Genomic DNA, 13,144 nt, shown 5'->3' on the forward strand with positions numbered 1-13,144 from the left:
CTTCATAGCGAATTAATCAGCTTGCCGGCTTATTTCATAACCCGAGCGTGTGTCAGTAATATCCAGGTTATACAATGAACCCAACATAGCTAACGTCTGTGCCGTTTCTTCCAATTTAAATCGCCCTGCAACACGTCGATTTCCTACAGCACTGTCCACCGGCAATATGGGTTTTTCCGCATACCGGTTTAGCCGTTCAAATAAATAATTCAGAGACTCATCTTCGACTTCAATCCATCCGGTGCGCCAGTCTACCCGCTGTGCCAGATCAACCTTCTCCACAGGCCCCGCCACCCCGTTTTCTATAGTCAGTTGCTCGCCCGCCTTGAGTAAAAGCGGAGCACTGTCTGCATTACCGCGCACTTCAACAATACCTTCGTGTACAACTACATCCACCCGTTGATCCTGCCGGTCAATGTTAAACGCTGTACCCACCGCTGTTACTGAAGATAAACCGACTTTCACAACAAAAGGCCGGCTGCGGTCTTTAGCTACATCAAAATACCCCTGGCCCTTTTTCAGGTTTAAATAACGCGTATCATCTGAAAATAATACGGCTAATTCACTGGTGGGCTGCAATTGCACCTCACTGCCGTCACTTAACGCTTCATGCGCGGCGGTCAGCAATTGTGGTGAAGGTGCAACTGTTTCCCCCCGATAACCAGGCCAGATAATCGCTATAGCCAACAATGACGCTGCAACGGCACTCCCCCATGTTACTAGAGTACCTTTTCGTGATGGGTGTGACGCTTTTTTCGCGGAAAGAAAGGCGGCTTGCAGGGTCGGGTCTTCCCATGTAGCGATCATTTTTTCAAGCGTCGCGCGGTGTAACTCACTTTTTTCTAACCAGCGCACGAACCGGTGCCGGTTTAATGCATCCAGTTCACCGTCGGCAAGGCGGTCAATCCATTCCCCGGCTTCCAGGTAGACTTGTTCCTGTTGATTTGCCATTACTTAACCGCCTTATCCAGTTGCAGTTGGATGTCTGCCATTGCCCGTGAAATATGCTTTGTCACAGCTTCAGCGGAGATATTCAGACGCGCAGCAATGTCTTGCCGGCTTTGACCCTCAATACGCCGCATCTCGAAAACCCGCCGGCGTTGTTCTGGCATGGCATTAATCACTTCAGCAATAAGCTCTATCCGCTGCTGCGTTTCAAGATAGAGTTCGGGGTTCTGCCGGTAACAGTGCTGCTCTTCAATGTCACAAGTTTCGTGTGTCCGGCGCTTCGCCAGCAGATTACGGGCAACACGGAATGCATAAGCAAGAGGATTATCAATGACCGATGCACGGGACTGCTCTAACACGCGGGCAATGGACTCCTGATAAACGTCCGCCGCTTCTTCGCTGTTTACGGAATGCCTGTGCAAGTATTGCTTAAGTACTTTGGAATTGATCAGTGCTTGCAACGAAGGACTGGAGGCTTTATCTGACATATGCAGCGACGGTACGACTAAATGAATTTGTTGATCACTTATCATCGCATGCGCCGGTGACAGATTCATTGCAGCGGAACGCCAGGCCATTATCATTATGCTGTATATAAACCGGATTACTGTAAAACCACAGGTCATCCCAGGGATTTTCTCCCGCAGGATCAACTTCCGGTTCCAGTTCATCTTTTACATTTGTGCCCCGCACACGCACATAGGCGCTGCCTTTGGGGGCGGGTATCTGAAATTGCACAACCTTATACGCACCCTGCTGTTCCCAGTCTTGCGGGTAAAAACGCCGGATCACGCGGGTTGGTGCCCTGTCTGTTTCAGGGTACGTGCCCACCACCTCACCAAATATAACATCGAGGCGCGCGACGGCAGGAAACTGGTGATTAAAGTTAGCGCTTTGCGGATCGTGAAACGCAACCGTAACGGTAACAGGTTCCCCGCCGTGCAGATTCAGCACCTCTCCCATGTCTGCCCGCTGCTTCCCCTGCCGGATACTGACGTAAAGTTCGTCAATTAAATCACCTGTGGTAATAAATACATTGCCTTCACGTATGCCCGCTAACACGCTGTCGTAGTCACGGGTGGCCCGTACATAGGTTTTGGCGTATTCGCCTGGCCAGAAATCAGTGCGGCCTTCGGTGTAATGCGCATGACTATCAGACACCGCTGTTACCGTCCACCGGCGGCCCTCTGCCAACAGCTTATCCCAAACACCGCCAACGATAGCCGACATTTGGTCGGTGCCACCATGTGTGGGGTAGCCGAAATATTCTGCACGTGGCGCGTCCGGATCATTCGAGCCGTCAGGGTTTATGGTGGCGGCCTGATGGCCGGGAATAGCCGTCATGCCGGTTACCACATCCGGCGCCGTGTCCTGCCACTCGCGCATTCTCTGAGGAGTTATCTTTTGATATTCATTCAATCCGGTAGCTTTCCGGGCAGGGTGATTCACTGTCAGCACCGGCCGTGGCGACATGTTCTGCATAGCAGATAACGCCTCTAACATGAACGCCTGTGTATCTCTGGGAGATTCGTCCGGGTAAATTTCTCTGCGGTTATACCGGCTTTCCAGCGTAAACAGTTGATCTGCTTCCTGCTCACTTTTCGGGATAATCAACGTGCTGTGCCGCGCGCCGGGAGTGTCAAATTCCATCCCGTAAAACTGCATGATGTCCGGCACTGCTGCTCGTGAGGCAACGAGTTCCGGATAAGCCAGATTGCGGTTAATAACACTGTGATTAGGGCCGCCGTGATCGGTGGTCACCATCCAGTCCAGCTGATGAAATGCCGCCATCCTGGCGTTTAACGCAGTAAAGTAATGTGCATCACCAAAGAAAATGGGGGACGGGGGATCATCATTCCAATTCCATTGTGCGCTAAACTTGCCATGAATATGGTGATCGCCGGCTAGCCAGGTCTTTCCGTCATCAGGTAAAAAGTCATTGCCGGAGGAATCATCCGGCGCAACTGACACGCAGGCTGACAATACGAATAATCCACCAGCCAATACTGCCACCGGAAAAGGCTTTAGTACCATGTAAATCTCCTTTGTAAAAACGCATACCGGGACCAGCCCGGTATGCGGCCTGGTTTAAAACTGCATAGTAGCGCCAAGCATATAAGTGCGGCCGCTGGTCGTGCTGTTGTAAGCACGATCATGAGAGTCGCTGTATAACTCCTGACGTTCGTCGGTCAGGTTTATGCCTTCAAAGCTCAGCTTAATCGTGTCGGTCAGCTGATAGAATGAAGAGAAGTCGATGAATGTCGTACCATGATAGCCTGACTCATCCTGATCACCGCTCGATGATGCGCCCGTGAGGTACGCACTACGATAGGCAGCTGACACGCGCGCGCCCCACCCTTCCTGCTCGTAGTATATCGTGAAGTTGTAGCTGTTTTTCGATAAGCCGGTAAATGCTTTTTCCTGATCGTTACCTGTTTCACCGTAGATATTGCGGTACAGCGCATCACCATCTGCGTAAGTATAGTTTGCGATAACACCTAAGTGGTCAAACGGCGCCGGCAGAAAATCCAGGTCACGGGAGAAGGTTAACTCGACACCTTTTATTTTCGATGCATCCATATTTTCCGGGCGCTGCAAGTAAAAGAGGCTGTCAACGGTTTTGTCTGCCGGTAGTAATGCGGCAGGTAACCCTAATGAGGAATACACCACCTCACTGGTAGTATCGACAATAAAGTTGTCGATGTCTTTATAGAAGACAGCTGCGGCGGCATAACCCACCTCATCAAAATACCATTCAAGTGCCGTATCCAGGTTCAAAGATTCGAACGGCTCCAGCATGGGATTTCCCATGGTTACGCTGGTAATGGCCTCGCCTGAAGTTTGTGACACTGACGCGTTGTAACTGAGTGAGCCTAAAGACGGCCGGGTAATGTTCTTACTAGCCGCTGCACGCCAGAGAATGTTGTCTTGCAGTTCATACACAACGTTTAAGGTTGGCAGCACGTCAGAATAAGAACGGGTGGTTTCGATAGCGACCCCGGAAGAAATACCGGCTGCGGTAATATCGGTTTCGAAATAACGAAGGCCCGCGCTGACTAACAGGGGCTTACCCGCCAGTTCCGTTTCCCAACCGTATTGCACGTACATGGCCAGCGTTTCTTCGGTAACGGGAGATTTATCGTTTTGCGTTAACCCGCTGTCATCAATCTGGTAGCCTGTCAGGCCATAGAAATTAAGTAACGCGTCCAGATCGCCTTGCAACCAGTTAGTGTCAGGATGCTCGTTGTATACATTAACAAGTGCATCATTTAAGGCCGTGATACCTGTATTTTGTGGCGCGATGTTTTGCGCATTACTCTGGGTTAACTGCCAGGCAGAGTTTTCGAATTTCTTGTAATTCACACCAAACTGCAATTCGCCGGTATCACCAAGGAGGTAAGTAAAGTCTACTTTTGCGGTATCAAAATCGTTGGTGATGTAGTCTTCCTGCAGGTAGATGTCTTTCATCTCATAGCCGTCGATTTGCGTCGTATCGAAATCAGGCGACGAGCTAATGCCGTAAAAGCGGTCTTGTCTGAAATCGGTTGCTATATCGACAATACGTTTCGCATGGATATTCGACTTAATCACTTCGGGCTGGTCAAAATCAGAAGAACTTGTGCCTATCACCGCAGTGGCATACAACGCCGGGGTAATCGTCCAGTCCATGGTTAATGTATACTGGTCAAACACCGATTCGTTGTAGCGTCGTGAGTTTTCATTACGCCAGGTTGCATCCTCGTACATGGCATACACCACTTCTTTCTGGCCATTGTTTTCTTCCCAGATGAGGTCAGAAACTACGCTATTGTCCTTCACGGCCGAGTGATGTTCATCAGTATTGTTTTCCAGTTCTGCGTGCATAATATCAAGCGTGAAGGAAAGCGAGTCGGAGGGTTTGTACTGAAAAGCCGCGGTTATGCCCAGCCGGTCCTGCGTGTTGTTCCAACGGGAAAAACGGTGCCCGCGGGGAAACCACAACTCTCCTGAATCTAAATCGGCTTGCAGATCTGTATTTGCCGGGTCGGCCGCTGTTTTGCCACCTTCGCGACGCCAACGGGTGGTGTTGGTACCGTATTCAGCGGTATGTCGCTGACTGTAAGCTACCGATACCAGAGCACCAAATTTGTCCCACGTATTAGAAATCAAACCTGCCATGCGCGGGTCGGTTTCTTCGCTGTTACTGTTGTAGCCGCCCCGCACAGACAAAGCGCTTTTAAAGCCATCGTAGTCAAACGGTTTGGCGGTAAACAAACCTACCGTACCACCAATACCGCCTTCTTCCTGATCCGCTGAGTAGGTTTTGCTGATATCGATACGGTTAAACAATTCGGAAGCAAAAACGTTGAAATCAAAGCCCCGGGTCCGGCTTACGCCACCACGGGCATCCATGGGTGAAGCTGACGTCCCCATGGCTTCCATACCGTTTACCTGCACCCGGGTAAAATCAGGTCCCAGCCCGCGAAGAGAGATTTGACGGCCTTCGCCGCCTTCACGGGTAATAGTCACCCCCGGTACCCGCTGTAGCGAATCAGCGAGGTTAAGATCAGGAAAGTCTGCAATATCCTCGGCTAAAATGGTATCGCGGGAGATAATTGCATCTTTCTTCAGGTCTTTTGCCTGAATCAACGAGCGACGAAATGAGGTCACTTCGATCACCTCAAGAGAATCGTCTGCGGCGGGGGCCTGCTGCGCCATGGCTGGCGTCATGCCCGTTAAACCCGACAGTACACTTAACGCAAGTGTGGTTTTCGTAAATCGGTTTTTCATGTGTGTTCCTAAATGTGCAAAATAAAAGGTAAACGTACCGGTGCGCGCGGGTAACACATGTAATGAGTCAACAGACGAAAAAAGCAGACAGTTTTTTTGATGAAGGTTTTGTGACGGTGAGAATTTATCGGGTCAGGGTTATTTAATCAGCTCCCCGCTTGACTTCCCTCCGGGCTCTACTACTTTTCTAATATAACGTTGTCAAAGTAACAGACCATGGATAAAGATAAGTTGTACAAGATCGGCAGCAGTCAGTTTGTGCGCCTGCCTGAGGATTTCAGATTTGAAAGCATGCTGGAATTCGATATCAATGAAACCGGCAGCACGGTATCCATTCGCCCTGCCATTCATGATCAGCGCACGTTTACAGCGTTTCCCGGTACACGTATTTTGCCAGCGGGTGTTGCTGCGCTTTTAAATCCTTAATAAAGAACTGAGCTACCAGCGCGGCACCAAGCGTGTTCAGGTGAGTGTTGTCTTCGTTGCCGTCAGGGTAACGGGTGTACAGGCCTGGCGGAATGCGCAGGAAGTATCTCACCGAGGCGGCATCTCCTTCCTGTTCGAAGAAATCACAGGTGTGTTTATTCATGTCGAAGAACGCAACGTCTTCTTCCTGTGCCACTTTGCGGGCCGCATTCACATAGTCATCCAGCGTGTGCTTAAGGTTGCCCTGCTCATCAAAGTGACGGCGGCAAATAGAGCTGGCAATCAGCGGTGTGGCCTTTTTATCGCGGATATCTTTGATGTAACGGTGCAGATACGCCGGATAGTCTTTCTCTGCAGAGGCATAACGGGCAGGGTCACTTTTCTTCTGATCGTTGTGGCCGAACTGGATCAGCACGTAATCCCCTTCTTTCATTTCAGATAACGCCTTTCCCCAGCGCCCTTCATCAATAAAACGTTTGGTGCTGCGGCCATTGGCTGCATGATTCAGAATCTCCAGCTCAGGTGAAATAAACGCCGGTAATAACATGCCCCAGCCGCGCTCCGGGTAAGCCAGGTTTGGTTTGATGGACATGGTGGAATCGCCGATGAGGTGCAACGTTGTGCGGGTGGGATCCTGCGCTGCAGCGCTGAAGGCCGTTGCTGCAAAGAAGAGAGAAAGAATCAGCTTTTTCATGAAAAATCCTTATGTTAAACGAAAAAAGGCCATCATTGCTGATGGCCCAAGGGACACACTACCACTGTGTTACATTCTGTAGCTCACGCCCAGAAAGAATTGTCGCCCGGTAGACTGACTGTTGATGATGCGCATGGCATCCGCATCGATGTACTCATCAATGGTTTCATCGGTCAGGTTAATACCTTCAAGGGAAACTTTTAAGTTCTCAGAAATCTTATAGCTGGTTGAGAAATCAACGTATGTAGTCGAATCCATAATGCGCCATTTGCGCTCGTCTGTGCTGCTGAGGTTAGTGTAGAACTCACCACGGTAAGCAGCCGACAGGCGTGCACTGAATACATCATCTTCCCAGTACAGCGTGAAGTTAGCTGATTCATCAGACTGACCGGTCAGCGGGCCGGTGCGGTCTGCGCCGTAAGTCACTTCAGAATCAACCAGTGTCAGGTTAGCCAGCACACCAAACTTCTGCATCCACTCAGGACCGGGCAGGAAGGTCAGCGGCTGCTGATACTGAATTTCAAAACCGCTCAGGTCGCCACCGGTACCGTTTACAGTACGGCGAACCTCAAAGGTCTCATCAATCAGGTTGTCGCGCTCTGCGCCCAGTAATGACTCAGGTAAGCCGGTTTCTGCCCAGCTCAGGAACTGCGTTTCTGAAGTCGGGAACGACTCGATATCTTTGACGAAATACGCCAGTGATAACAATGCGCCTTCGTCGAAGTACCATTCAACAGCGAAATCAGTGGCATCAGCACGGAACGGCTCAATGTAAGGGTTACCGTAAGACACGCGGTAATCACCGAAAATCGACACGCTGCCGCCCGGGCTTAGCGTACCCAGATTCGGACGGGACATTACTTTCGCCCAGCTTGCACGCAGAATTAACTCGTCGGTCATTTCCAGCGCCAGGTTCACAGACGGTAATGTGTCTGTGTAATCATGCTCAACCGTCACTTCCTCAGTACCGTTGATGATACCGGTAGATTCCAGGTTCGTTTTCACATGACGCACACCGGCGTTACCGCGCAGTACTTTGTCACCCACTTCCGTATTGAAATCGGCCTGAGCGTAAATACCTGTGCTGTCTTCTGTTACGGCACGGGTATCACCCGGACGCACGTTGTAAGGCCAGCAACCGCTGTCTACAAAGTTGTTGATCTTGTCGCCGTCAGCCATAAAGAAGCTCTGGCCGCCGAAAGAGACCACTTCACCGTCGGCGTCTGTGACTACGTTACTGATCCCACAGGCGTTGCCGTCAACTGTACCGTCTGCTTCATCACGGGAAGCAAAAGACGCATCGGCACGTACACCGGCAATTTCATAGCCGTATTCACGCCAGGTGACACCACCGCTCAGCGTCACTTCATCATTCAGCAGATAGTTCAAATCCAGACGGGCTGTGTCTGTAGATGCTTCGGCATCATAAATACGGTCACGGAATTCAGACACTTCCCAGTTCGCCGGATTCGCCGTATCGAAGCTGTAGCCGATAGACGGAGACAGCATATCTGAGAAGTCATAGCTTACTGCTGAGCTGGCTTCTGCGTACTCCAGCATCTTACGTTCATCGTTATCGCTGAAGTGCTCATAAATAACCGTAGATTCGCGGTTGTCCAGCGTCGACTGAGACGTACCGGCCAGGAAGCTCATGCTCAGTTCATCAGTAAAGTGATGGTCGATGTTCACACTGAACTGGGTAAATTCAGATTCCCACTCAGCCACAAAGAATTCAGAACGCACATCAACATCGGCAATGGTCGCGGCGTACATAGTGTTGTTGCCGTCAATCTGATACGCGGTCACGTCTGATTGCTGGACACCGGTGGCACCGGTACGCGCAAGAGAAATCGCTTCCATGAACGGCTCGTCACGGCGTGAATCGATGTTTGCATACAGGGCATCAATTGAAATCAGTGTGTCGTCAGAAGGTACAAACTGTACAGCTGCAGTTAAACCAACGCGGTCCTGATCGTGCGTTTTATCAGCAAAGCGCGGGAAACGGGGGTGCCATGCACTGCTGACGGCAGCCACATCGGCTTCTGAATCACAGGCTGAACACGCACCGAAGGTGTCATCTTCCCAGCGGCCTGTGTCTGAACCGGCGTTATTGACGATACGTTGCGACAAGGAAGCCGAGAACAGTACCCCAAATGAATCGTCTTCGTTGGTCCATGATGCCAGACCGGATAAGCGGGGAGTCAGTTCTGAAGACTGATCGTTGTACGAACCCTGTGCATTTACCGCCACAACATCTTCATTAAAATCAAAAGGACGACCGGTACGCAGAGATACCGTGGCCCCTAAGGAACCCTCATCTAATTTTGCCGAGGTAGTTTTATGCACACTTAACTGGTTAAACAGTTCAGAGGCAAATACGTTAAAGTCGAAACCACGGCTGGTTCTTACCCCACCGGTACCGGCAGCCAGCGACTGGGCCTGCATACCGTTTAACTGCACACGGGTGAACGTCGAGTTCAGGCCGCGTACGGTGATTTCCCGGCCTTCACCGGCTTCACGGGTAATCGCTACGCCCGGCAAACGCTGCAGCGCTTCTGCCAGGTTCTGATCAGGGAAGTCAGCAATGTCTTCTGCAAGAATGGTATCTACGGCACCGGCTGATGACTGCTTCAGAGACAGGGCTTTCGCCAGGCTGTCTGCGTAACTGGTGGCACGAACCGAAATAACTTCAATGTCGTCATCTGCCGGTGTGGCGGGAGCTGTTTGTCCCCAGGCAGATACGGAAGTTACAATTGCGGTGGTAACGGCTAAGCTGAGTGGCGCTTTTTTAAAACCTTTGGCAAATTTCATGAGTATTCCTCACGGGTCTTTCTACGTTTTTATTTCGCTACACTTACATGTCATGTTCCGTGCAGCCCGGATCCTCTCTGCCACGTTCACAGGATTTTACCCGTCGTGGCTATTATTTTTCCATGTAAGGCTGTGGTAGATACAGAGGCCTGCCTTACATTTGTTTTACATCCTAGATCCAATTGCTACCGGTGGCAACACTTTTTGTGTATTTTTTGTAAACAACAGTTTAACTAATACTAAAGACTAAGAAACCGCCTGATGCGCCGCTGGATAATTGGCTAGACCAATTGATACGTATGGAGATGGAAGCCACGTGGCGCCCTGTTTATATAGATCACAGGGGATGAATGTTAACCCTTACGCACTACCTATAACAACTTGACAACATACATCTCACCCCTCATTATGCTACCGGTAGCACGTTAAGTATTTAAATTGTTAATTTTGGAGATCTCCATGCGTAAGCTCTTTAGTTCCGTACTGCTTATCGCGGCGGCCTGCACCGCCCCGGCCAGTGTTATGGCAGCGGATTCATCAAGTTACTTAGACAACACCCAACCCTGGTCTGTACGTATGGCCGAATCGGAAATGGTACGCTTTCCTGAAGCGTGGATGATCGACTGGGATGAAGATCCTCAATGGGACTATGTGCATGGTCTGAACCTGCTGGCGTTCTCCAAACTGTATGAAAAAACCGGTGATCAGAAGTATTTCACCTACATCAAAAACTACTACGACCGTTTTGTGAATGAAGACGGCACCATCAATACCTACGTCCGCAGCAAGTTTAATATCGACATGATCAATCCGGGCAAAGTACTGTTCTTCCTGTACGACGAAACCGGTGATGAAAAATATAAACTGGCTGCCGACACCCTGCGCGACCAGTTGAACGACCATCCCCGCACCAGCGAAGGCGGTTTCTGGCACAAGAAGCGTTATCCGTCACAAATGTGGCTGGACGGCCTGTACATGGGCGCACCTTTCTACGCCGAATACATCATGCGTTACGGCGACCCTGAAGAACTTAATGATGTATACATGCAGTTTGAGCTGATTGAAAAACACCTGTACAGCGACAATACCGGTCTGCCCCGTCACGGCTGGGATGAGTCGCGGGATCAGAAATGGTCAGACAAAGGCACCGGTCTTTCTGCTAATCACTGGTCACGTGCATTAGGCTGGTATGCCATGGCCATTGTGGATGTACTGGAAATTGTGCCTTCACAGGATGAAAAACGTGAGTGGCTGGTATCCCGCCTGCAGAACTTTGTGGACCAGGCCGTGAAATATCAGGATGAAACCGGCGCGTGGTATCAGGTAACGGATCTTGGCGATAAGAAAGGTAACTACCTGGAAGGTTCAGGTACTGCCATGCTGACTTACGCCATTGCCAAAGCTGTGAACATGAACGTATTACCCGAAAGCTACATGGCGTATGCGAAAAAAGGCTTCGCCGGTATGGAAGATCAGATGATTTCTGTCGACCCGGCGAACAATGTAATCAGCCTGAACAACATCTGTGCCGTAGCCGGTCTTGGCGGCAACCCGTACCGCGACGGTTCTTTCGATTACTACCTCAGCGAACCGGTACGTGCTAACGACGCCAAAGGCGTGGGCCCGTTCATTCTGGCAGCACTGGAACTGGAAAAATAATCATGGGCATTCTGCATACTCTGAAATCTCTGCCCTGCGCACCTGCGCTGGCCGTTATGGCAGCGACTGCCGCACTGGGAGGCTGTGCAGATGCACAGTCTTCCGCAGCAAAATCGCCGGCGGTAGCCGCAAGCAGCGCTGAAGATAACGCAAACGATCCGCGGCTGTGGATTTCAGATTTGCAGAACGGTGAATACCGTAACCCCATCCTGCATATCGATTATTCCGACCCTGACGTAGTGGCGGTTAACGGCCACTACTACATGACAGCATCGAGCTTTAACGCCGCCCCCGGCCTGCCGGTGCTGCACTCTACCGATCTGGTTAACTGGGAACTTATCAACTACGCCCTGCCACAGCAGGTACCACTGGATGTGTTTGCCACACCGCAGCACGGTAACGGCGTATGGGCACCGAATATCCGTTATCACGACGGCAAGTTCTGGATTTTTTACCCTGACCCCGATTTTGGCATTTATGTGACCACTGCTGCCGATCCCGCCGGTAAATGGAGCGAACCTGAATTAATTCTCGCCGGCAAAGGCCTTATCGACCCTACCCCGCTGTGGGATGACGACGGCAAAGCATGGTTACTGCACGGCTGGGCAAAAAGCCGCGCCGGCTTTAACAATGTGCTCAGCTTACGGGAAATGTCCGGTGATGCCTCACAGGTCAGCGACACGTATACCCATGTGGTCGATGGCAATGTCATTGACGGCTACCGCACACTGGAAGGCCCCAAGTTCTATAAACGTAACGGCTACTATTACATTTTCGCCCCGGCCGGCGGCGTGGAGACCGGCTGGCAGTCGGTGTTCCGTTCTGACAACATCGCCGGCCCTTATACACCCCGAACCGTGATGGACCAGGGCGACACGCTCATTAACGGTCCCCATCAGGGTTCATGGATCCACACCAATAAAAACGAAGACTGGTTTATTCACTTTCAGTCCCGCAAGGCATACGGCCGCATTGTGCATTTACAGCCCATGCACTGGGAAAACGACTGGCCTGTTATCGGTGAAGATAAAAACGGTGACGGCACCGGCGAACCGGTGTACCGCTGGAAAAAACCACTGACTGATATCCCGGGCGAAGTGAAACCTCAGCCCGCGACGGATGAATTCAATGACGAATTAGGCATTCAGTGGCAGTGGAATGCCAACTGGGAACGTGACTGGTACAGCATCGACAAGCAGTCCGGCGTGCTTACCTTACCGGCACAACCCAAAATCACTACCACCGGCGATAATCTCTGGTCTACACCGTCATTATTACTGCAAAAGCTGCCGGCGCTGACCTACGACGTGCGCGCTGAAATCATTCTGCAGGAAAACGGCGCACAGGCCGAAGGCGGATTGCTGCTGTTCGGTGAAGATTATGCCTGGATTGGAGTAAAACCCGTAGATGGCGAAACCCACCTGGTTTACGTGCAGTGTAAAAACGCCCGCACCGGTTGCGATGAGTCGGTACACGACTATGGCCCGGTAAATGCACTGTTCAGTGAAAATGGAACAGCAGATGACAATGCCACCGTCAGAACCATCGAACTGCGCTACGTGATGGCCGGTGATGCCACTGCCATATTCAGCTACCGCGTTAACGCAGAAGCCGCCGGAAGCAGCGCGCAGAGCGGTAACGCAACCCGTTTTACGGTGGTGGGCGAACAGTTTAAAGCCAGACGCGGCCGCTGGGTCGGCGCAAAAACCGGCCTGTTCAGTGTGTCTGCGGATGCAGACGCCGCAATGTCTGATGAACTGTCTGATGCAAAACAAAGCGCCCCGGCATCGCTGAAGGTGAATTACTTCAGATTTCTGCCGCGACGGAGACCTTAAT

The 13,144-nt window shown here is 51.1% G+C and carries 9 protein-coding genes; 2 read left to right on the forward strand and 7 right to left on the reverse strand.

Annotated elements, in window-relative coordinates; translation table 11 throughout:
* Positions 1–12: 12 nt before the first annotated feature.
* The 7 genes from ACXAGC_RS07500 to ACXAGC_RS07530 all read right to left on the reverse strand — a co-directional run bounded on the left by ACXAGC_RS07500 (position 13) and on the right by ACXAGC_RS07530 (position 9,649).
* On the reverse strand, positions 13–951 hold the full coding sequence (locus ACXAGC_RS07500) for a FecR family protein (protein WP_474843751.1): 939 nt from the start codon (positions 949–951) through the stop codon (positions 13–15).
* On the reverse strand, positions 951–1,481 hold the full coding sequence (locus ACXAGC_RS07505) for an RNA polymerase sigma factor (protein WP_474843753.1): 531 nt from the start codon (positions 1,479–1,481) through the stop codon (positions 951–953). The genes ACXAGC_RS07500 and ACXAGC_RS07505 overlap by 1 nt, the downstream gene beginning before the upstream one ends.
* Positions 1,471–2,982 carry a CehA/McbA family metallohydrolase domain-containing protein gene (locus ACXAGC_RS07510; RefSeq protein ID WP_474843755.1) on the reverse strand — a complete coding sequence of 504 codons (1,512 nt, stop codon included), beginning with the start codon at positions 2,980–2,982 and terminating at the stop codon, positions 1,471–1,473. Before ACXAGC_RS07510 ends, ACXAGC_RS07505 begins: the two co-directional genes overlap by 11 nt.
* A 54-nt stretch (positions 2,983–3,036) precedes the next feature.
* Positions 3,037–5,718, reverse strand: coding sequence for a TonB-dependent receptor (locus ACXAGC_RS07515; RefSeq protein WP_474843757.1), 2,682 nt, complete (start codon positions 5,716–5,718; stop codon positions 3,037–3,039).
* A 201-nt stretch (positions 5,719–5,919) separates the two neighbouring features.
* Positions 5,920–6,069: a hypothetical protein gene (locus ACXAGC_RS07520; protein WP_474843759.1), complete on the reverse strand. Its 150-nt coding sequence runs from the start codon at positions 6,067–6,069 to the stop codon at positions 5,920–5,922.
* A 13-nt stretch (positions 6,070–6,082) separates the two neighbouring features.
* Positions 6,083–6,838: a rhamnogalacturonan acetylesterase gene (locus ACXAGC_RS07525; RefSeq protein WP_474843761.1), complete on the reverse strand. Its 756-nt coding sequence runs from the start codon at positions 6,836–6,838 to the stop codon at positions 6,083–6,085.
* A 69-nt stretch (positions 6,839–6,907) separates the two neighbouring features.
* The gene (locus ACXAGC_RS07530; protein ID WP_119499728.1) at positions 6,908–9,649 is read right to left on the reverse strand and encodes a TonB-dependent receptor; all 2,742 of its coding nucleotides are present in this window, start codon (positions 9,647–9,649) and stop codon (positions 6,908–6,910) included.
* A 459-nt stretch (positions 9,650–10,108) separates the two neighbouring features.
* On the opposite strand from ACXAGC_RS07530, the gene ACXAGC_RS07535 reads away from it, so the two are divergent.
* The gene (locus ACXAGC_RS07535) at positions 10,109–11,308 is read left to right on the forward strand and encodes a glycoside hydrolase family 88/105 protein (RefSeq protein ID WP_474843763.1); all 1,200 of its coding nucleotides are present in this window, start codon (positions 10,109–10,111) and stop codon (positions 11,306–11,308) included.
* Positions 11,309–11,310: 2 nt separating this feature from the next.
* Positions 11,311–13,143, forward strand: a complete 1,833-nt coding sequence (locus ACXAGC_RS07540) for a glycoside hydrolase family 43 protein (RefSeq protein WP_474843765.1) — start codon at positions 11,311–11,313, stop codon at positions 13,141–13,143.
* Position 13,144: the final 1 nt, after the last annotated feature.

It is taken from the genome of Alteromonas sp. AWJ4_197, from assembly GCF_056160285.1.